The organism is Paractinoplanes pyxinae (assembly GCF_026626335.1).
Classification (GTDB): domain Bacteria; phylum Actinomycetota; class Actinomycetes; order Mycobacteriales; family Micromonosporaceae; genus Actinoplanes; species Actinoplanes pyxinae.
The window spans coordinates 339,870-360,449 of sequence record NZ_JAPNTZ010000006.1; the positions used below are offsets into that span (position 1 = coordinate 339,870).

The 20,580-nt window shown below is 68.8% G+C and carries 19 protein-coding genes; 6 read left to right on the forward strand and 13 right to left on the reverse strand.

Annotation, left to right across the window (positions count from 1 at the left end; genetic code table 11):
* Window positions 1-137: 137 nt before the first annotated feature.
* Together OWR29_RS18740 and OWR29_RS18745 are read left to right on the forward strand one after the other, a co-directional pair.
* Window positions 138-779 carry a GOLPH3/VPS74 family protein gene (locus OWR29_RS18740; protein WP_267564193.1) on the forward strand — a complete coding sequence of 214 codons (642 nt, stop codon included), beginning with the start codon at window positions 138-140 and terminating at the stop codon, window positions 777-779.
* A 71-nt stretch (window positions 780-850) separates the two neighbouring features.
* Window positions 851-2,377 carry an APC family permease gene (locus OWR29_RS18745; protein WP_267564194.1) on the forward strand — a complete coding sequence of 509 codons (1,527 nt, stop codon included), beginning with the start codon at window positions 851-853 and terminating at the stop codon, window positions 2,375-2,377.
* Window positions 2,378-2,573: 196 nt separating this feature from the next.
* Here OWR29_RS18745 and OWR29_RS18750 read toward each other — a convergent pair whose 3' ends face one another.
* From OWR29_RS18750 to OWR29_RS18765, 4 genes are all read right to left on the reverse strand, one after another.
* Window positions 2,574-3,125: a GNAT family N-acetyltransferase gene (locus tag OWR29_RS18750; protein ID WP_267564195.1), complete on the reverse strand. Its 552-nt coding sequence runs from the start codon at window positions 3,123-3,125 to the stop codon at window positions 2,574-2,576.
* 381 nt (window positions 3,126-3,506) lie between these two features.
* Window positions 3,507-3,974 (reverse strand): Lrp/AsnC family transcriptional regulator, encoded by a 468-nt coding sequence (locus OWR29_RS18755; RefSeq protein ID WP_267564196.1) that lies wholly within the window; start codon window positions 3,972-3,974, stop codon window positions 3,507-3,509.
* A 78-nt stretch (window positions 3,975-4,052) separates the two neighbouring features.
* The gene (locus tag OWR29_RS18760) at window positions 4,053-4,670 is read right to left on the reverse strand and encodes an NADPH-dependent FMN reductase (protein WP_267564197.1); all 618 of its coding nucleotides are present in this window, start codon (window positions 4,668-4,670) and stop codon (window positions 4,053-4,055) included.
* 153 nt (window positions 4,671-4,823) lie between these two features.
* Window positions 4,824-5,963, reverse strand: coding sequence for a multidrug effflux MFS transporter (locus OWR29_RS18765; RefSeq protein ID WP_267564198.1), 1,140 nt, complete (start codon window positions 5,961-5,963; stop codon window positions 4,824-4,826).
* 86 nt (window positions 5,964-6,049) lie between these two features.
* Between OWR29_RS18765 and OWR29_RS18770 the strand changes: the two genes are divergently transcribed.
* Together OWR29_RS18770 and OWR29_RS18775 are read left to right on the forward strand one after the other, a co-directional pair.
* A complete protein-coding gene (locus OWR29_RS18770; protein WP_267564199.1) occupies window positions 6,050-6,517 on the forward strand; it encodes a MarR family winged helix-turn-helix transcriptional regulator in 468 nt (155 codons plus the stop codon).
* Between the two features lie 405 nt (window positions 6,518-6,922).
* Window positions 6,923-7,309 (forward strand): DUF1801 domain-containing protein, encoded by a 387-nt coding sequence (locus tag OWR29_RS18775; protein ID WP_267564200.1) that lies wholly within the window; start codon window positions 6,923-6,925, stop codon window positions 7,307-7,309.
* Window positions 7,310-7,490: 181 nt separating this feature from the next.
* Here OWR29_RS18775 and OWR29_RS18780 read toward each other — a convergent pair whose 3' ends face one another.
* The 6 genes from OWR29_RS18780 to OWR29_RS18805 form a co-directional block, all read right to left on the reverse strand.
* The gene (locus OWR29_RS18780) at window positions 7,491-8,015 is read right to left on the reverse strand and encodes a hypothetical protein (protein WP_267564201.1); all 525 of its coding nucleotides are present in this window, start codon (window positions 8,013-8,015) and stop codon (window positions 7,491-7,493) included.
* Between the two features lie 129 nt (window positions 8,016-8,144).
* Complete coding sequence (locus OWR29_RS18785; RefSeq protein WP_267564202.1) at window positions 8,145-11,342, reverse strand: NACHT domain-containing protein; 3,198 nt, start codon at window positions 11,340-11,342, stop codon at window positions 8,145-8,147.
* Window positions 11,343-11,378: 36 nt separating this feature from the next.
* Window positions 11,379-12,140, reverse strand: coding sequence for an ABC transporter permease (locus OWR29_RS18790; protein WP_267564203.1), 762 nt, complete (start codon window positions 12,138-12,140; stop codon window positions 11,379-11,381).
* A complete protein-coding gene (locus OWR29_RS18795) occupies window positions 12,137-12,901 on the reverse strand; it encodes an ABC transporter ATP-binding protein (RefSeq protein WP_267564204.1) in 765 nt (254 codons plus the stop codon). Before OWR29_RS18795 ends, OWR29_RS18790 begins: the two co-directional genes overlap by 4 nt.
* Window positions 12,902-12,913: 12 nt before the next feature.
* Window positions 12,914-13,756 (reverse strand): DUF4097 family beta strand repeat-containing protein, encoded by an 843-nt coding sequence (locus tag OWR29_RS18800; RefSeq protein ID WP_267564205.1) that lies wholly within the window; start codon window positions 13,754-13,756, stop codon window positions 12,914-12,916.
* Window positions 13,757-13,788: 32 nt separating this feature from the next.
* Window positions 13,789-14,304, reverse strand: a complete 516-nt coding sequence (locus OWR29_RS18805) for a ribbon-helix-helix protein, CopG family (RefSeq protein ID WP_267564206.1) — start codon at window positions 14,302-14,304, stop codon at window positions 13,789-13,791.
* Window positions 14,305-14,418: 114 nt separating this feature from the next.
* On the opposite strand from OWR29_RS18805, the gene OWR29_RS18810 reads away from it, so the two are divergent.
* Both OWR29_RS18810 and OWR29_RS18815 read left to right on the forward strand, forming a co-directional pair.
* Window positions 14,419-14,748 carry a YciI family protein gene (locus OWR29_RS18810; protein ID WP_267564207.1) on the forward strand — a complete coding sequence of 110 codons (330 nt, stop codon included), beginning with the start codon at window positions 14,419-14,421 and terminating at the stop codon, window positions 14,746-14,748.
* Window positions 14,745-15,977: an RNA polymerase sigma factor gene (locus OWR29_RS18815; RefSeq protein ID WP_438872616.1), complete on the forward strand. Its 1,233-nt coding sequence runs from the start codon at window positions 14,745-14,747 to the stop codon at window positions 15,975-15,977. Before OWR29_RS18810 ends, OWR29_RS18815 begins: the two co-directional genes overlap by 4 nt.
* Window positions 15,978-16,125: 148 nt before the next feature.
* Here OWR29_RS18815 and OWR29_RS18820 read toward each other — a convergent pair whose 3' ends face one another.
* From OWR29_RS18820 to OWR29_RS18830, 3 genes are all read right to left on the reverse strand, one after another.
* Window positions 16,126-16,569, reverse strand: coding sequence for a VOC family protein (locus OWR29_RS18820; protein WP_267564209.1), 444 nt, complete (start codon window positions 16,567-16,569; stop codon window positions 16,126-16,128).
* Between the two features lie 192 nt (window positions 16,570-16,761).
* Window positions 16,762-18,174 (reverse strand): argininosuccinate synthase, encoded by a 1,413-nt coding sequence (gene argG / locus OWR29_RS18825; protein WP_267564210.1) that lies wholly within the window; start codon window positions 18,172-18,174, stop codon window positions 16,762-16,764.
* A gap of 57 nt (window positions 18,175-18,231) precedes the next feature.
* Entirely contained in the window at window positions 18,232-20,487 is a 2,256-nt protein-coding gene (locus OWR29_RS18830; protein ID WP_267564211.1) for a LamG domain-containing protein, read from the reverse strand.
* Window positions 20,488-20,580: the final 93 nt, after the last annotated feature.

Sequence of the window (20,580 nt, forward strand, 5' to 3'; positions counted from 1 at the left end):
TGTATTGGCCCTTCGCCCGGGTACATGATGCGCGGACATCGAGTCACAACGTTTTCTACCCACAGTGATCATCGCGGCCATGGTGGCCACTGCAGATCCGACCGAAGAACCAGACGTTGTCTAAGGGGCGTGGCGGCGTGTTGGCTGACCAGTACTTCCTGATCGCACACGAGGACCGCACCGGCCGGTCCCGACTCCATCCACGTGCGACCGGCCTGGGCCTGGCCGCAGCACTGATCGGCGAGCTGATCCTCGAAGGACGGATCGGCATCTCCGACGGAGACCTGCTGATTCTCGACCGGCATCCTCCGACCGACGCGCTCGCGCACGACATTCTCGACCTTCTCATCGCGCAGCCGCAGCACCGGGACGTCCGGGTCTGGCTGGCCTTCCTCTCGCAGGACTCGGCGATCAGGGTCGGGGAGCGGCTCTCCCGCCTCGGCGCGGTCGAGCCGGTCACCCGGCGGCGCATGTTCTCCTCCACCGAGACTCTCTATATGCCCAACAGCGCGGCCCAGCGCAACGCGGCCGCCTGGGCGCCCGCCCGGCTGGCCAACCTGCTGGTCCGCGGCATCGGCATGACCATCAGCGACAGGGTGCTGATCGGCCTGGTGGCTGCCACCGGGCTGACCCGGCACGTTCTCTACGACTTCGAGGCACACCGGCACGCATTCCAGTCGCTGCCCAGCGCCGTGGGGTCGCTCCCGTCAGACCTTCGGGAGCTCGTCGAGTACACCGAGGCTTCGGTGGGCTCGGTCGTCACAGTGGGCCGCCGGTGAGCGGCACCGGGCGCCACCACCTGGGGCGCGACAACTCTGATCATTGGGCCGGAAGGATGCTCGTGTCACGTATGGAACCCGAAGAGCCGGACATCGTCTCGAAGGCGCTGGCCAAGAACAGGCTCGGCGTACCGTCGGTGGTGTTCTTCGGCGTGGCGGGTGCGGCCCCGCTCACCGTGATCATCGGTTCGATCACGACGATCTACGCGATCATCGGCAGCACCGCGGTGCCGATCGCCTACCTCGTGACGGCGGGGCTGCTGTCCCTGTTCACCGTCGGCTTCGTCGCCATGAGCCGGCACATCGTCAACACCGGCGCCTTCTACTCGTACATCAGTCATGGTCTGGGCCGGATCATCGGTGTGGGCGCGGCCTTCGTCGCCCTGCCCGCCTATTCACTCATGCAGATCGGGCTCTTCGGTCTCTTCGGATCCGTCGCCAGCGGCATCCTGGGGGCGTTCGGCTTCGCCGTTCCTTGGTACGCGTGCGCCATCGCAGCCTGGTTCGCGGTGGCAGTGCTCGGCCTGCTGTGGGTCGACCTCAGCGGCAAGGTGCTGGCCGTCCTGCTGGTGCTCGAGATCGCGGTCGTGCTCATCTACGACCTCGTGATGGTCAGCAACCCGGCCAACGGCCACGTCACGTTCTCGCAGTTCTCCCCGGCGCCCCTGGCCACCCCGGTGGTCGGCGTGCTGCTGGTGCTGGCGATCGCGGGCTTCGTCGGCTTCGAGGCCACGGTTGTGCTCTCCGAAGAGGCGAAGGACCCGAAGCGCACGATCGCCCGCGCCACGCACATCGCGGTGATCCTGGCCGGCGTGCTCTGCTCCATCTCGGCCTGGGCAATGTCGGTCAACACCGGCCCCGACCAGATCGCCGCCAAGGCCGCCCAGCACGAGACCGACCTGGTCTTCACGCTAGTCGGTCCGCATCTGCCGGGCTTCATGGTCGACCTGGGCTACGTCCTGTTCCTGACGAGCGTCTTCGCGGCCCTGCTGGCCTTCCACGCCGCCGTGTCGCGCTATCAGTTCGCCCTCGGGCGCGAAGGCGTGCTGCCGGCCGCGTGGGGACGCACCCACCCGCGCACGGGCGCACCGCTGCTCGGCTCGATCACCCAGAGCGTGCTGGCGATCATCGTGCTCAGCCTGTACGCGCTCGTCGGCTCCGACCCGCTGGTGTTCGTGTTCGCGTGGCTGACCACGATCGGTGGCCTCGGGGTGCTGATCCTGATGTGGGCGGCGTCGGCCGCGGTGCTGGCCTTCTTCATGCGTAACCGGCGCCAGGAGAGCATCTGGAAGGCTTACATCGCTCCCGCGTGCGCATTCCTGCTGCTCACCATCGTCCTGGCCGCCACCTGCATCGGCTTCGGTGAACTGCTTCAGGTCGACGGGGATTCACCGTTCCAGTGGCTGATTCCGGCCCTCTATCTCGCCGTGGCAATGATCGGCTTCGTGTGGGCGATGATCATGCGGGCAGCCCGGCCCGAGGTGTACGCGGCAATCGGCCGCGGCACCGAGGGGCGGGTGAATGTCATCCCCGATAGTTCAATGCTGCGGGCCCTGCACGCCGATCCGGTGGGCGCCCGCAGCGGATATCCCTACTGATCTTTCCCGCACCGCACCGAGGCTTTCCCATGCCGGTTCCCCCACCGCCTGGGAAGGAGAGGACACACATTGGATCGATGTGGAGGTTGCCTATGAAGTGAGGTTTCCCCCCAGCTCCGCGGCAGACCGTCACCCTCTCGGGGCGGCCTGCCGCGTTATGTGCCGGGGTTTCGGCCGGGCCTTTCTCGGGCCTTTCTCAGGCGGCCGAGGGGAACTCGTACAGCCAGTAGGACTGCTGGTCGATGCGGGTGAACTTCATGTTGTCGCTGAGCCGGCTCACCATCATCCGGAACACTCGCGACATGCGCCGCACCTCGTCGTTGTGGTTGCAGATGTCCAGGCAGACCAGGCCGTTCTGGGCCGAGGCGACCATGTACATCTGCTCGACCAGCTGGGCGAACGCCTCGCGGCCCTGGGCGTGCGGGCTGACCGCGACAAAGCCGATGTACCAGATCTTGCGGGCGCTGTAGTGCTCGGGCCAGTGCCGCTCGAAGTACTGCGGTGCGATCAGAGGAACTGCATCGAGATCATTTGTGTACGTGGCCACGCCGCAGATCGTGCCGTCGTCATCGAGGGCGAGATACTTGTCGACCCGAGTGTCAGCCAATACCGAGTCGAACTCGTCGCGGGTCATCAGGTGCCGCTGAACCGCCAGGTGGTTCAGCTCCTCGAACGCATCCCGGTACATGGTCCACATTGTTTCGTGGAGCGCTTGGTCGGTGATCCGGTCGATGACTTTGATCAGCATGTTCGGCTCCCCCGCAGGCCGCCGCCAGGTCGGCCCGCTTCTCGCACTCATCTTGATCGATGATTGTTGACCATCACTGTACGAAGCGTGACAGCGATACGACAATGCGTAGCGTCCGATTGAATGTGCCAATTCATCTACCGGACGCGCCGAGTGCCCGTTTTGGTATGCAACTTGCAATCACCGGCGTGGATTCGTCCCTCGGTCCAGCAATCCGTTCATGACTGCGAGTACTAGACACCGTGCGCATTACACCTGGTCCAGGCTCTTTGGATCGTCCACCGAGAACGATCGTCAAGTAATGCGGCCTTGTTGATCAAAAAACAAGAACGCGGCCGCGAACAAGCGTAGTGCCATTCCAGCGGAAGTAACAGTGGGTAATCATTCGGTGTGGCGGCGCAGGAGCCCGTCGACGCTGTGCGGGGCGACCTCGTGCAGCACGATCGACGTCGACGTGCGGACAACGCCCGGGGCGGCCACGACCAGATTGGTGATCCGGTAGAGGTCGGCCGTGTCCTTGGCGACGATGCGGACGAGCAGGTCGCCGTCGCCGGTGGTGGCCAGGATCTCGACCACCTCGGGGATCCGGACGATCTGCTGGGCGGCCAGGTCGCCCTCGCGCTGGCTGAGCGACAACGTCATGAACGCCATCAGCGGATACCCGAGGGCCGCCGTCTCGAGCCGGCGCGAATAGGCGCCGAGCGCGCCGGACTCCCGCATGCGCCGCAGGCGGGCCTGCACGGTGTTGCGGGACATGGAAAGCCGCTCGGCCAGCGCGACCACGGTGGCGTCGGGGTCGGCGTCCAGGGCTCGCAGAATGCGCGCGTCGGTGCCGTCCAGAGATCGCATCGTTGCCATCCTCCCCCGTCGCCGGCCATTGTCCTGCGCAAACCGCACAAGAGGCAACCTCGCAACGGTGCAGGATGCTCAGCCGCGCTGCCAGCCCGGGGCGTCGCGGCGCTCGATGACGGGGAAGACGCTCGAGTAGTGCTGCCAGGCCGGCCGGGGCGGCGCCTCGGTCAGTGCGAGCAGCCGGGCGAGCCCCTGCAGGGCGTCGAGCAGCGCCTGATGCAGCCGCGGATCGGTGACCAGCCCCTGGTGATCGACGGCGGCCGGATCGATCGGCAGCCGGATGCAGGCAGCCCGCAGGATCTTGGCGCTGGCATGGTCCAAAACGGTCTCGAGGGTGGCCCGGGCGCCGTCGTCCTCGTTGGCGTGAGCCACCGACAACCAGGCGACCGGCTTGCCGGCCAGAAGGTTGTCGTCGATGAGCCAGTCGAGCAGATTCTTGAGCGCGCCCGGAATCGAACCCGAGTACTCCGGCGTGCTGATCAGCACGGCGTCGGCAATCCGGACCTGATGGCGCAACAGAACCACGGTGTCGTGCGGATCCTGTTCCCCCGGAACGTACGCGGGAACGTTGCGCAGCCCCTCGAAGAGCCCGGCGTTGATGTCCTCCGGCGCGTACCAGGCGGCGGTGCGCAGGGCGGCCGTGTGCAGGGAATCCTCGCGGGTGCTGCCCGAGATCAGCAGGATGCGCGTCATGCCGCCGAGCCTATGCGGCCAGTGTTAACCGCCGTCACCGCGCCACTCAGCCGTTCGTCCCGCGCTCCACCCCTTCGACTCCGGCATTACTCACAAACCCGTCGCAAACAGGGAGCACCCAAACCTTGCAAATCCTGCGAGACAACGGTCCGGTCAACGCCGTACGCCCAAGACCGTCAGGGCGGCGGCGGAGCAGACGAGCATGGTGGTCGCCATGCCGGTGGCGGTGATGTGGCCGGGCAGGCTCATGGCGCTCGCGGCCAGGCCGCCGACGAGGAACTGCAGCAACCCCTGCAGCGAAGAGGCCGAACCGGCGGCCGAGCCGTGACCGGCCAGGGCGAGCGAGGTGGCGTTGGCCAGCACGACACCCAGCATCGACACCACCAGGAACAGACTGACCAGCAGCAGCGGCAACGCCAGATTAAGGACGGCGCCGGCCAGCACCCCGGCGGCACCGACCGTGGCCACGGTCAGCGCGATGCGCAGCAGGGTGTGCTCGGTGGCGACGCGGCCGACGAGCAGGCCACCGACCTGCCCGAGAACGACGATGCCGAGGCCGTTGAAGCCGAAGACCAGACTGAACTGCTGGGCGGACAACCCGTACGCGTCCTGCAGGACGAACGACGAACCGGAGATGTAAGCGAACACGGCGGCGAACATCAGCGCCGCCGCGAGCACGTAACGCAGGTAGTGCCAGTCGGTGACCAGGCCCCGGAACGTCCTCAGGGTGGCGCGCGGGTGGGCCGGCGCCCGGTCGCGTACCGGCAGCGACTCGGGCAGCGCGAAGACCACCGCCAGCAACAGCACACCACCGGCGGCGGCCAGGACGAGGAAGACCGCCCGCCAGGTGGCGACAGTCAGCAGCTGGCCACCGACGACGGGCGCCACGACCGGCGCCACGCCGTTGATCATCATCAGCGTCGAGAAGAACCGGGTCATGGCCGTGCCGCTGAACAGGTCCCGCACGATCGCGCGAGCCAGCACCGTACCCGCCGCCGCGCCCAGCGACTGAAGAACCCGCCCGCCGATCAGCCAGCCCGCCGTGGGCGCGACCGCACACCACAGCGACCCCGCGACGTACACCGCCAAGCCGATCACCAGAGGTCGGCGCCGCCCCCACGTGTCCGACAGCGGACCCACGATGACCTGGCCGACGGCGAGCCCGACGACGAACACGGTCAAGGTCAGCTGAACCATCGGCGCGCTGGTCCGCAGCTCGGACGCCATGCCCGGCATGGCCGGCAGATACATGTCGATCGTCAGCGCGCCGAACGCGCTCAGCGCACCGAGCATGAGAGCCAACCGTCCGCGGCGCGGCACCCGTAACGTCTGGATTATGGACACATAATTATCGTCGCATAATCCACTAGGCTGGTGCCATGCCTCGTGACCCGGACCATGCCGCCGCCGAGAGCCCGCTGGCCGAGTTGGCGGACCTGATCCTCAACGTCGGCCGGCTGGTGCGCGCCCGCACACCCGAAGGGTCCGAGGTGGTGCCGCTGACCGAAACCGAACGCCAGGTCATGCGAATCGTGGACCTGTACCCCGGCACCGCCCCGAGCGAGATCGCCCGCCGCGCCCGCCTGCAGCGCACCAACGTCAGCACGGCTTTGCGCACCCTCGAGAGCAAAGGCATGGTCGCCCGGGTGCCCAGCACCGGGCGCGGGGTCGCCGTCCGAGCGACCGAGCTGGCCGCGGCCAACTTGCGCGGGCTGCGCAGCGCTTGGGCGCGCGAACTGACCGACGTGCTGGGCGACGACCTCGACACCGTCCGGCAGTGCACCGAACTGCTCCAACGCCTCGAACAGCGCCTCACCACCGACGACGGCCACCTCGCTGGGCGATAGCCACACCGTCCGGCGACAGCCGCTCGCGCCGACCCGGGCGATCCCGACGTGGCCGGGCGCTACGCCGTCTCCGATGCTGCGGGAAGGTGCGGCGTCGGTGCTCAGCCGGGCGTCGCTTGGTTGTAGCAGCACCAGATAGCGGTGGACCGTTCGACCAGTGCGCCGGCAGCGAACCTGCCGTCCGCACCGATGATTCGGTCGCCTTCGTCGTGCCTGTGTATCGCCGGTTATCGACCTCGGCCAGGCCATCGCTGATCATTGCAGCGGGATTGAACTTCGCGGCCTGATCTTGCTGGGTGGGCCACCCTTACCCCCGCCCACCCGGGGACGTCTTTATTTTAGGGGCGGGGGCTTTGAGCGGGTCGAGTTATCCACAGGTGGGGGCGGGTGTGCGAGAGTGCGGCTGTGGACGATGACGTCGCGAAGTTCTTGGACGGTGTGGGGGATGCGCAGCGGCAGCGGGATGCTCGGCTGCTTGTTGGGCTCATGGGTGAGGTGACTGGCGAGCCGGCGGTTATGTGGGGCGGCAGCATCATCGGGTTTGGGTCGCGGCATTACAAGTACGAGTCGGGGCGGGAAGGGGACGTCGCGGCGATCGGGTTCTCGCCGCGTAAGGCGCAGACCGTTCTTTACCTGACCGGGGATCTCGACGGCTACGCGGATCAGCTCGGGCGGCTAGGGCCGCACTCGCTGGGCAAGGGCTGTCTGTACATCAAGCGCGTCGACCAAGCCGATCAGGCGGCGCTGCGGGAGATCGTTGCGCGCTCGTTCGAGGTAGCCAAGAACCACTGAGCGCCGGCTGAGCGAGACTCGGGCGCGTCGAGGCGGCGGGCGCCAGACCCGTCGGAACGCCGCGACTCACGCCTGTCACGACCGCGGGCGTCAGGCCCGTCGAAACGCCAAGACCTAGGCCCGTCGCCGCGGCGGACAAGGCGCGGCGAACAAGGCGCTGCGAACAAGGCGCGGGGGGATGTCAGTCGTCGTGGTGAGAGCTGTCGTCGTCGTGGCTCGAGCCGTCGTCGTGGTGTGAGTCGTCGTCGCTGCGGGCGGGGTCGTCGCTGGGTGAGCTGTCGTCGCCGGAGGGGTCGTCGCTCGGAGATTCGGAGTCGGCGGGCTTGGCGGGCTTGGCCGGCTTAGCGGGCTTGTCGGGCTTGGGCTTGGCGGGCTTGTCGCCGTGGCGAGGGTCTTTGATCTTGGGGCGCTTGTCGTCGCCGTCGGGGAGGCCGTCTCCGTCTGTGTCGGGCTTTGAGGGGTTGGTGCCTGCCTTGAACTCGGCCAAGTTCGGTAGCTTGTCGCGGTCCTTGTCGGCCTTCGCGTCGTTCTTGCGGAAATTGAGGCCGTTCGCTTTCTCGTACGCGTCGGGCATGCCGTCGCGGTCGGTGTCCCTGGTCGCCGAGTTGGGTTTTTTGGCGAACGCGGCGCCCGACACCGGGAGGGCGCCCAGCGCGGTGGCCGCAACAACGGCGACGGCGATCCGCAGGTGACGACGTGAGCTCATGCAGGACTTCCCTTCGGGGCCGGGCGGCGGGGGTGACGCACCGGCTCCTGCCACGGTAGGGCCCTGAGCAGCCGAAACACCCGGTCCGGCGGGCTTCACAACCAAGTTGCTCCCCGCCCGCCACCGACGTCAGCGGAAGGCCGACAACCGTACGGCCAGAACCGGATCAAGCTCTTCCAGGGCACCGGCCCGGCCCTGATCGTCCAGTTGACGTACGAGGTCTCGGATCTTGTTGTCGCCCGCCTCGGTGGCGTTGAGGACGGCGTGGAACGCCCGCACGAGCAGGTCGTCGTCGAGCGTCGGCATGTGGTCGGACAGCAACATCCACAAGGGAGCCACCGACGAGCCGAGAGCCGTCACCGCCGGGGTCAGCAGGGCGCGCGGGGCCAGCTCCGCGCCGCGCGGGGTGGCCACCTGGCCGTGTGCCACCAGGATGCGGGTGATGGCCACGACGCGGTCGGGAGGGAGGCGGTCGGCGTCGGCCCTGAGCGCCTGCATCAGCATGGTGACCGCGGGGCGGGCCTGAGCGGGACCGATGGCGGCGATCGCCGTGGTCACGTGCTCGTACCGGGTGATCAGCTCGTCGGGTGACTCTTCGAGGGCGGACGCCAGCCACAGCGCGACCAAGCTGCGCGCGAGGGATTCGTCGGTGCCCGATTCCTGGCGGACGAAGGTGGTCAGCGATTCCGGCTGGCGGGCGATCAGCGGTTCGAGGGCGTGCAGCAGGCTGTCGTCGCTGACGCTGTTGCTCAGGTTCATGGATCGCAGCGCCGACCGCAGGTCGAAGCTGGGCCGCCAGACCGGCGCCGGCGAGGATCCCGGCGGGAATTCGTTGGTCCAGCTGATGTCGAGGTCGGCGGGCGGGCCGTCGGGTGCGCGGCACAGCTCGACGTCGCGCCGGCCGTTGTGCCAGACCCGGACGACAGCCAGTTTCGCCATGGCGTCCATGTACATGTCGCCGGGGATGGCGGCCCGCCACTGCAGGACCGAGCCGCGCAACCAGTACGCCGGGTCGTCGGTCGTGGTGAACAGGTCGGACGCGCGCAGCGAGCCGCCACACGACAAGGTGAGCAGCAGCAGGTTGAACGAGTAGGTGGACATCCAGTGGTCGGCACGCTTGTCGACCGGGCGATAAGAGCTTTCCGCGTACGTCGGTCTGGTCACCGCCTGGCTCGTGCGCCCGGTCAGCCACGTACGCAACCTTTCGCGATCAGCACCGTCGAGCAGATCGGCGATGAAGGGCAGCACCGTCGCCCGGGCGGTCAGCGCGGTGAACCCGAGCAGCGACCGCAGCAGGTCGTCGTCGTTGGCCGGGCCCAGCCGCAACGCCAGCGTGCCGGCCGCCTCGCGCGCCTCGGTGTCTCGTACGGCCTGCACGACCAGCCGGGCCACGAGGTATTCGCCGAAGGTGGCGTGCAGGAACTCGTACGTCTGCAGGGTTTGATCGTCGCGCACGGCCTGAGCGCGCTGGATGAAGAAGAAGCGCCCGACCATCTCTTGCCCGGCGGTCAGCGGCGTGCGGAACGCTTCGGTGCGACCCGGGCGCGACGGGCTCAGCCCAAGGCCGGCCAGGTCGTCGTCGAGTTCGCGTTCGGTGACCCACAGCCGCAGCCGGTGGAACATCGCGAACGCCACCACCGACAGGCGCAGCAGCTCTTGCTCGACCAGCGCCGGTATCGCCGAGTCGGGTTGCCCCGCGTGCACCCGGCGCACCTCGCGCGCCGCGAACGACGCCAGCAGCCGCTCGTACAGTTGCCCGCCGTCCAGGTTTCCGCCGTGCAGCTCGTGGCCCGTTGCGTGGTAGAGCGCCAGCATGAGCAGCAGCAACGGCTGTTCGGCGAGGTGGCGCAGCCGGAGCACGACATCAAGCGAAGGCCCGGAGTTCACCTTGTTCCAGACCTCGAGCCAGCGCTCGATCTGCGCGTCGTCGAACGGTTCCAGCCGTACGGCGAGAGCGCCCCCGGGCAGGCGGGCCCGATCGGCCACGGCGACCCGGCTGGTCACCATGACCGCGACCGGCCGGCCCAGCGACGCCTCACGCTGCTGGAACTGCGCCACGCGCTGCAGATAGTCGGACTGGTGCAGACCGGTGGCCTGCAGCAACTCGTCGAAGCCGTCGAGCAGCACCACCGGCAGGGCGCCGCCGGCGTCCCGGGCGAGCTCGGCCCACGACACGGTCTCGCCGATCGTCGCCCGCAGGGCCAGCTCGATCTGGTCCTGGATCTCGGCCTCGGCCGGCACGTCGCGCAGCGCGACGCGGCAGACGAAGAAGTCGGCGGCGGGCAGGCGTGCGGCCAGGATCCGGGTGAGTGACGACTTGCCGGCGCCGGGCTGGCCGAGTAGCAGCATCGGCGCCTCGGTGGCCTGCGTGGTGGTCAGGTACGAGGCGAGGAAGGCGGCCAGGTCGTTCCGGGGCTCGACAGTCGTCCACCAGAAATCGTCGGCCGGGCGGGCACCCGGCCCGGCCGTGCGGACGCGGAAGATCGGGTCGAGGTACGCGGCGCCCAGCGCAGGCAGCAGCACCTCGCCGGAGTCGCCGCCCAGCACCGGCCGCTCGAGCAGGGCGCGGTAGGCCCGGGCCAGGGCGGCGCGGTGCCGGCTGGGGTCGCGGCCCGAACTGACCTGCAGCAGCACCGATTCCAGCCGTTCCAGGCCGCGAGTGGTGGCGCGGGCCTCGATGCGGCCGGCCCAGATGGCGAACTCGGGGATCTCTTCGGCCAGGCGGCGGTGGGCCTCGTCGTAACGGCGGAGCGCGACCGCCGGCAGGCGCTGGTCGAGCAGGGCCGACAACGAGGCGCGAGCCCGGTCGTCGGCCGCGTCCCAGACGGCGAGGCCGGTCAGATGCGTCTTCATCCGGGCGGCCGACTCGGCGAACCATTTCTCGAGCGATTTCTCGTACGACTGGTCGGGCGCCGGCAACGGGACGGAGCTCGTGATGAGGCGCTCGACCAGGGTGCCGTCGGCCTTGCTGATGAGCAGCAGTTGCTCCTCGCGGCGGAACTCCGGGTCGGCCATCGACACGTCGGCCAGACATTCGTCGAGCGCCTCGAAGAACGCGGTCACGGCTAGGACCGCATGCGCGGCCTGTAGGCGCCGGCTTCGGTCGTGCCGTCCCAGATCTCGTACCGAATCATTAATTCGGACAGTGACCAGCCGGCCCAGCCGGACCACTTCGGACTTGGCGTCGAACAGGCTGATGGCCAGATCGCTGCCGCCCGCCGTCGCGACGCTCAGCACCCCGCCCAGCAGGTTGTCGACGGCCTTGGCGACCGGCCCGGCGCCCCCGAGGATCCGCACGGCGTCGGCGTAGGAAAGGCGCTGCGGCATGGCTCCATCATGACCGAGGGAGCCATGCCGCGCGGATCAGGCGATCTTGCGGCGGTACGCGGCCATGGCGAACAGGTAGGCGATGATCAGGATGCCGACGCACCAGGCGAGGGCGATCCAGATCTCGTGACCGACCGGCTGTTCGGCCCACAACGCCCGGATCGAGTTGACGATCGAGGTGACCGGCTGGTTCTCGGCGAAGGCGCGCACCGGGCCGGGCATCGTCTCGGTCGGCACGAAGGCCGAGCTGATGAAGGGCAGGAAGATCAGCGGGTACGAGAAGGCCGACGCGCCGTCCGGTGTCGAGGCGCTGAGGCCGGCGACGATGGCAAGCCAGGTCAGGGCCAGGGTGAAGATCACCAGGATGCCGGTCACGGCCAGCCAGGCGAGCACGCCGGCCGAGGTGCGGAAGCCGATGATCAGGCCCACGCCGATGATCACGAGCACCGAGATGGCGTTGGACACCAGCGACGTCAGCACGTGGCCCCACAGCACCGACGAGCGGGCGATCGGCATCGAGTTGAACCGCTCGAAGATGCCGCCCTGCATGTCGTTGAAGAGCCGGAACCCGGTGTACGAGATGCCGCTGGCAATGGCGATGAGCAGCACACCCGGCATCAGGTAGTTGGTGTAGTTGTCAGTCCCGGTCTGGATGGCGCCACCGAACACGTACCGGAAGAGCAGCAGGAACGCGATCGGCATGATCGTGACCGTGATGATCGTGTCGAGGCTGCGGGTGACGTGTTTCAGGGAGCGGTCGAGCATCACACCGGTGTCGTTGAGGACGTGGGCGGTCATCGCTTCTCCTTCCCGACTATCGCGAGGAAGATCTCTTCGAGGGTGGGCTGCCGTTCCACCAGCTCGGCCTGGGCCGGCGGCAGCAGTTGGCGCAGCTCGGCCAGCGTGCCGGTGACGATGATCGTGCCCTGGTGCAGGATCGCGATCCGGTCGGCCAGCTTCTCGGCCTCGTCCAGGTACTGGGTGGTGAGCAGGACAGTCGTGCCGCCGCCGGCCAGCTTCCGGATCTCTTCCCACACCTCGAGGCGCGCCTCGGGGTCGAGGCCGGTGGTCGGCTCGTCGAGGAAGATCACCGGCGGGTCGCCGATCAGGCTCATGGCGATGTCGAGGCGGCGGCGCATGCCACCCGAGTACGTTCCGACCCGCCGCCCGCCCGCGTCGGCCAGGTCGAAGCGCTTGAGCAGGTCGTCGGCCACGTCGCCCGGGTCCGGCACCCGCCGCAGCTTGGCGATCATGACCAGGTTCTCGCGGCCCGACAGGATCTCGTCGACGGCGGCGAACTGCCCGGTCAGGCTGATCGATTCCCGTACGTGGGCCGCCTGCGACACCACGTCGAACTCATTGACGGTGGCGGTTCCGGCGTCCGGCTTGAGCAGGGTGGCCAGGATGCGCACGATCGTCGTCTTGCCGGCGCCGTTCGAGCCGAGCAGGGCGAAGACGCTGCCCCGGTCGACGGTGAGGTCGACGCCCTTGAGCACTTTCAGGTCTTTGTAGGACTTCTCCAGTCCGGCGACCTCGATCGCCGGGGCTCTCGTTGGCATGGCTCTCCCCGTTCAGGAGCGGTGGATGGTGATGTCGCCGTACGAGGTGCGGCCGCGGATCTCGACGGTGTCGCCGGGACCCTCGGGCTTGGTCGTGTTGTCCAGCTGGTTGCGGACGTGCCCGAAGCTCGTGTTCAGCTCGAGCCAGGCCGCCGTGCCCTCGGCGATGCCGACGTCGAGGTCACCCATGGCGGTGCCGAGCGTGACCGCGCCCCGCACCACCTCGCCGATGTGGATGGCGCCGTTGGCGGTCTTGGCGTCGACGGCGGCACCGGCGCGGTCGACCCGGATGTCGCCGTTGGCCGCCCGTACGCGCAAGTCGCCCGCGACCGCGTCGATCGTGGTCTCCCCGTTCGAGTTCTTGACGACCGCGGTGCCGGTGACCTCGCCGATCTGAACCCGGCCGGAGCCGGTGGAGATCTCGGCGTGGCCGTCAACGCGACCGGCGGTGACCCGGCCGGCCGAGGTGCTGAGGTTGAGCGGGCCGGTCTGCTCGACGCCGATGTCGCCGGCCGCGGTCTTGAGCCGGCACTCGGCCAGCGGCCCGGCGCAGCGGATGTCGCCGGCCGACGTCGTGACCGAGATCTGGGAGCCGGTCGGCAGCTCGATGGTCACGTCGACCGACCGGGTCTTGCGCGAGAAGTCGAAGAGCCGCTTGGGGCCGATGACCCGCAGCAGGCCGTCGGCGAAGGTGACCTTGACCTGCCGGGCCGCCTCCACATCGGACTCGTCGGAGCCCTCGCTCGGGACGACCTCGACGGCGGTGTCGGCGCGCTCGCTCGCGGCGATCCGCACGTTGCCGACGGCGAGCTCGACAACGACGGCGATCGATTCGGGGGTGTCGAATTTTGGCATGGTGGTACCCACTTTTCTCACGTCGGGGTGGATCAGCGGACCCAGCCGGTGAAGCGCTGGACGCTCCTCTTGCTGGTGGTGGGGTTGTTTTCGGTACGGTTCTCGGGCTCGGAGCGCTGCAGGCCGGCGGCCGCCGCCCGCACCAGCCACGCGTTGACCGAACGGCCCTCCTTGGCCGCGGCCTCTTCGATGGCCGCCTTCAAGGGCTCGGGCATGCGTACGTTGATCCGGGTGGCCGGCCCGTCCTCGGCCACCACGGGCTCGACCTCCGGAGCCGGAGCGGGTTCGGGGGCGGCCGCCTCGCCGGACGGCGCCTTCACGACGAATTGCGGGTCACGGCCGCGCAGCCGCACCTCGACCGAGCCCGGAGCCAGATCCCGGGTGATCTCGTCGGCCGCCGCCGACAGCGCGTCCAGAAGCGTCATCCGGATCGCCGACTCGAGCGCTCCGGTGAGGCGTTCGACCAGGGCCCGCGACTCCTCGCCACCGGCCTCGGCCAGCGCGGCGAACTCGCGGCCGAGGTTGCTCACATACGTCGTCAGGTCCATGGCACCACTATGGCACCACTCTGGCGCCGAGGCAAGCCACATTGGCACCACTGTCATGTGTCGGATCAGTGCGGCGGCGTTCGTAGCATCAGCAGGACGACGAAGGAGGAGAACATGCAGTACCTGGTTTCCGTGATCGACGACAAGTCCGGCTCCGCCACCGACGACGAGATGACCGCCATTGACGCCTTCAACGACAAGGTTCAGGCGGCCGGCCACTGGGTGTTCGCCGGCGGCCTCAACGCGCCCAGCACGGCCACCGTGATCGACAACCGGGGCGAGGAGACGCTGTTCACCGACGGCCCCTTCCTCGAGTCGAAAGAGTTCATCGCCGGCTTCTGGATCTTCGAGGCGCCCGACCTCGACGTGGCGCTCAAGCTGGCCGCCGACGGCTCGAAGGCCTGCAACCGGCGGGTCGAGGTCCGGCCCTTCTTCGGCGAATGAGCGTGACCGACGTCCACGAGGCCGCCGTCCGCGCCCACCACGAGGAATGGGCGCGGGTGGTCGCCGCGCTGTGCCGGCGCTTCGGCGATCTCGACATCGCCGAGGAGGCCGCGGCCGAGGCGTTCGCCGTCGCCGTCGAGAAGTGGCCGGCCGACGGCGTGCCCCCGAACCCCGGCGCCTGGCTCACCACCACCGCCAACCGCAAGGCCATCGACCGGATCCGGCGGGAGAGCAAACGCGACGACAAGCAGCGGGAGGCTCAGATGATGCGCGACGACAGCCCGCCCGAGCCGTCCGGCGCCATAGACGACGACCGGCTGAGGCTGATCTTCACCTGCTGCCACCCGGCGCTGGCCCTGGAGACGCGGGTGGCGTTGACGCTGCGCATGGTGGGCGGCCTGACCGTGGCCGAGATCGCGCGCGCCTTCCTGGTCCGCGAGACGGCCATGGAACAGCGGATCACCCGGGCCAAAGCCAAAATCAAGGCGGCTCGCATCCCCTATCGGGTGCCGGCCGCCGAAGACCTGCCGATCCGGGTCTCCGGCGTGCTGGCCGCACTCTTCCTGATCTTCAACGAGGGCTACCTGGCCACGGGCGCGGGCACCGATCCCATACGCCATGATCTGACCGCCGAGGCGATCCGGCTGACCCGCCTCATCCGCGCCCTGCTGCCGGCCAACGGCGAGGTGACCGGCTTGCTGGCGTTGATGCTGCTCACCGAGGCCCGCCGAACCGCCCGAATCTCGGCCGGCGGAGAGCTGGTCGCCCTCGGCGAACAGAACCGTGGCGCCTGGGACAGGTCGCTGATCGCCGAGGGCCACCAACTGGTACGCGAGCGGCTGGCCACCGGAGAGGCCCCGGGCCGCTACCAGATCCTGGCCGCCATCAACGCCGTGCACACCGACGCCCGCGACGTCCGGGACACCGACTGGTCGCAGGTCGTCGCCCTCTACGACCAGCTGGTCCGGATCGACCCGTCCCCGATCGTGGCGCTGAACCGGGCCATCGCAGTGGCCGAAGTGGACGGCCCCGACGTGGCCCTGGCCGCCGTAGACCGCCTCGACGGCAAGCTGGCCGGCTACCACGCCTACCACGCGACCCGAGCCGACCTGCTACGCCGCCTGGGCCGCGGCGAGCCGGCCCGGTCCGCCTACGACAAGGCCATCGACCTGGCCGGCAACACGGCCGAGGTCGCCTACCTGACCCGCCGCCGCGACCAACTGGGTTAGCGGCGCCTGAACACGGCCCCGGGATGGAGCCGGTGACGACCCGGGTTCGGCCGACGACCTCAGCGTCGTGGTAGTTGACGGCGAACGAGTACGCCTTCGACGCGGTTTTTGCCGCCGACCCGGATCCCCGCCTCACGGACCACTCTGTTCAGCCCGCGGTGACTTCCGAGCCGGCGCCAAGCCCGGGCTTCGTAGCGGTGGGGTCCGCGGCGGCGTCGGAGGAGATCAGGATGACGTTGCCGTCCGGGTCGTCGATCATGGCCGCGTAGGGGCCGGTGGTCTTGGCCGGCGCCATCCGGCCGTGATAGCCGGCCTCGGTGAGGGTGCGCCACTGCTCGTCGACTGACGCGTCGTCGCCCACGAAGAATTCGAGAAACTGCTGGTACCCGCGTTCCGGACGAACCCAGTCGGGATCGTTCTTGGCCGCGAAACCCTCGGCGAGCACGAGCGTGACTCCGCTTTCCATCCGGTGGAGCGCCGCGGGGAACTCGGGGTGAGGTTCGGGGATGTCGAGCCCGAGAAGACGGTAGAACTCGATCGACCGCCGAAGATCACGCACGTCAAGCCCGATCATGCCCAACTGCAATGCCATGGCCGACTCCTTAATCATAAGCGTCCGCCTACGATCTACCCATGCCTACGAACTGTCAAGCCCCCTCCAACGCCAACAGCCCGCCCCCTCGGGGGGACGGGCCGTTAGTACGCGTGCAGGTTGGTGCGCCTGGAACGACGGCGCGGTGCAGCCTCGCCCGGCTGGCGCTGGACTGGGCCGGCTGTTGTGGGGTCAGTCGGTGCCGGATTCCATGGCGGCCTGGTCCAGCAGGTCGTCTTCGGAGGAGACGGCGCCTCGGGAGGCGATTTCTTCGGCGCCGCCGGCGGGGAGGGCGCCGACCAGGCCCTGGGGGCTGCCGACCATGCCGAGCTGGGCGTACTGCTCGAGCTTGGCGCGGCTGTCGGCGATGTCGAGGTTGCGCATGGTCAGCTGGCCGATCCGGTCGGCGGGGGCGAAGGCCGGCGTCTCGGTGCGTTCCATGGACAGCTTGTCGGGGTGGTAGCTGAACGCCGGGCCGGTCGTGTTGAGGACCGAGTAGTCGTCGCCGCGGCGCAGGCGCAGGGTGACCTCGCCGGTGATGGCGTTGCCGACCCAGCGCTGCAGGCCCTCGCGCAGCATGAGCGCCTGCGGGTCGAGCCAGCGGCCCTCGTACATGAGCCGGCCCAGCTTGCGGCCGTCGTTGTGGTAGCTGGTAACCGTGTCCTCGTTGTGGATGGCGTTGACCAGCCGCTCGTATGCGATGTGGAGCAAGGCCATGCCCGGCGCCTCGTAGATGCCGCGGCTCTTGGCCTCGATGATGCGGTTCTCGATCTGGTCGGACATGCCGAGGCCGTGCCGGCCGCCGATCGCGTTGGCCTCGAGCACCAGGTCGACCGGGGAGCCGAACTCTTTGCCGTTGACGGTCACCGGGCGGCCCTCGGCGAAGCCGATCGTCACGTCCTCGGTGGCGATGGCCACGGCCGGATCCCAGAACCGGACGCCCATGATCGGGTCGACCAGCTCGATGCCGTTGTCGAGGTGCTCGAGGGACTTGGCCTCGTGGGTCGCGCCCCAGATGTTGGCGTCGGTCGAATACGCCTTCTCGGTGGAGTCGCGGTAGGGCAGGTCGCGGGCGAGCAGCCACTCGCTCATCTCTTTGCGGCCGCCGAGCTCGGTCACGAAGTCTTTGTCGAGCCAGGGCTTGTAGATGCGCAGCGACGGGTTGGCCAGCAACCCGTACCGGTAGAAGCGCTCGATGTCGTTGCCCTTGAACGTCGAGCCGTCACCCCAGATCTGCACCTGGTCTTCCAGCATGGCCCGCACGAGCAGGGTGCCGGTGACGGCGCGGCCCAGCGGCGTGGTGTTGAAGTAGGTGCGCCCGCCGGAGCGGATGTGGAACGCGCCGCAGGCCAGGGCGGCCAGCCCCTCCTCGACGAGAGCGGCCCGGCAGTCGACAAGCCGCCCGAGCTCGGCCCCGTACGCGATGGCGCGATCGGGCACGGAAGTCACGTCGGGCTCGTCGTACTGACCGATCTCGGCCGTATAGGCGCAGGGCACAGCCCCCTTCTCGCGCATCCACGCGACCGCCACCGACGTGTCGAGCCCACCAGAGAACGCGATGCCGACGCGCTCGCCGACCGGAAGAGAAGACAGAACCTTGGTCACACGAGGATTATGCACCATCCCGCATTTTCATGCGAGACCGGACCCCCGTACGAGTGGTCAGTAGTTGCCGTAGACGCGCCAGAGGTCGTCCTGGTCGGTCAACTGCTTGTCGTAGACCGCGAACTCGTCGATCGTGCCGGTCAGGTAGGGGTTGGCGGGCGCGGAGGGCCAGATGGCCAGCGGCAGCAACGGCGCGCCGCCCCAGCGCCAGACCCCGGTTGAGGCGGCGGCCGAGGTCATAGAGTTAGTCGAGGCGACCGTGCCGTCCAGAGAAAGCCGAAGGCCGCCGGCGGCGAGGTTGCCGGTGCCGGTGATCGGGCCGAGGCCGGCCGTGATGTGGTGCCAGGCGCCATCGTCGACGTTGGTGGCGCTCGCAAGGGTGATCGCCGCGCCGGACTGCAGCACGCCGAAACGTACTTTGCCGGTGGAGTCGACATAGAGCAGCCGGTCGGTCGTGGTGCCGCCGAGCCCGGTGGCGCCGGCGGTGAAGCCCGCTATGACACCGCTCTGGCCCGGGGCGACGCGGATCAGGCACTCGACGGTGAAGGTGGTCGTGGCGGCCGAGGTCGAATACTTATTGTTGTACGCGTTGCCGGTGCCGCCGAAGGCGACCGCGGTGGATCCGGCGTGACCCGTTTTGGTGCTGCCCTGCAGTCCGCCCGGAACCTCGGCCGAGAGACCAGGATTGAGCAGGTTGACGAAGGTCTGCATCGTGCCAGCGGTGACGGCGGCCGACGCGTTGAGCGGGTAGCTGTTGTAGAGGCGTAGGTCGTCCACCTGACCGGGCCAGGGGTCGGTGTAGATTCCGAGCGCTCGGCGGGCGCCGACCACGATCACGTCGTCGGCTGTCACGGCGGTGAAAGCACCCATGGACACCGGCGTCTGAGGGACGCCATCGACGTACATGCGAAGCAGGCCGTTGTTTTTGTCGTAAGCCGCGACCAGATGGACCCATTGATTCACGACGGGCGCGGTGACGTCGGCGTACGCGGTCACGGTGGGCAGCCCGGTCAGGACGCCCATCAACCACTTGTTGTTGGCCTGGCTGTAGCCCAGGCTTACGACGGTGCCGGCGCCGTAGTTGGCCGAGAAGAAGATCCGGTCGACCACGGTGTCGGTGAGTTTCACCCATGCGGCGACCGTGAAACTGCCGGTCGTATTGAGCTGAGAGCTCGGGCCGTTGAGCGTGCCTCCGGCGGTGACAGAGGTGAAAGCGTTCCGTTCGCGACCGGCGGCCAGGGTTCCGCCGGAAATGGTGAGCGGGCCGGAGCGGCTGACCGCGCCCGGAGGCCCGGTGCTGGCGGCCGTGGTCGTGTAGGTCGTGCTCGTACCGGCGGCTTCGTTGAACGCGTAGCGAGCGGTGGGGCGGACCGTGAGCTGCGTGACCTCGGCCGCGGTCAGGGCTCGGCGCCAAGTGCGCGTCTCGCCGATCTGGGTTGTGCCGGTGGTCGTGCCGAGCCAACCGGCGTCCCGGTAGCGGCCGACGGTCAGGCCGGCGTTGGTGGCGGCGTTGGCGGGGACGGTGTGGGCCTTGGTGCTTTCCGGGTTTCCGTTGACGTACAGAGTCATGGTGCCCGCGTCGAAAACCGCGACCAGGTGGACCCACGTGCTGGTCGTCAGCGCGCTGGTGCTGCGAGCGACGTCGAAGGCGACGGAGGCGTTCTGCGGGTTGCCCGCCATGGCGAAGGACCAGCACGGACTGGCTGACGCGCAGTTGGCCGGGGGCTCCGCGACGATCATCGCGTCGCTTCGATCGTACGGGGAAGCGGTTGTTCCCCCGGTCATGCTGAGCACACCCAAGCGGCTGGTGGGCAACGCGGTGCCGATGTTGACCCAGACCGACATCGTGAAGCTGCGGTCGGCTCGGAACGGTGACCCGGCCGACGTGAGATAGCTGCCGCTGCCCAGGGTGACGGCGCCGCCCATCGGCCCGGCCCCGCCGGCGGTCGCGGTGCCGGTGATCGAGGCGGTGTCGGCCGCGCCCGAGATGTCGCTGAACGAGGTCGCCCCGGCTGCCTCGTCGAAGCGCCACCACGTCGACGAACTGATAGGCGTCATCCCGTACGCGCCCTGACTCGAGACCATCGTGTCGGCGACCGTGGTCGACGGCGGAGTTTGTGCCTCCTCCATGCGGTGGTAGAAGACCGGGCCCTTGTCGCTGATCAGCTTGGGCTGACCGGGGAAGGCGGCCGACGCGGCGAACGTGGCCGGCACATTCACGGCCGAGGTGAAGGTGGCCGACGACGTCGGCAGCAGGAACACCGCGGCGATCATGCCGGCGACCGCCGCCAGCAGGGCGATCCCCCATCGCATCCGCCGCATAGTTCTCACTTCGGCGCAACCGGGCTGAAACTGAGCAGCGCCGGCTCAGCCCGCCGCATCAGTACGCCGATGGGACACCCGGAG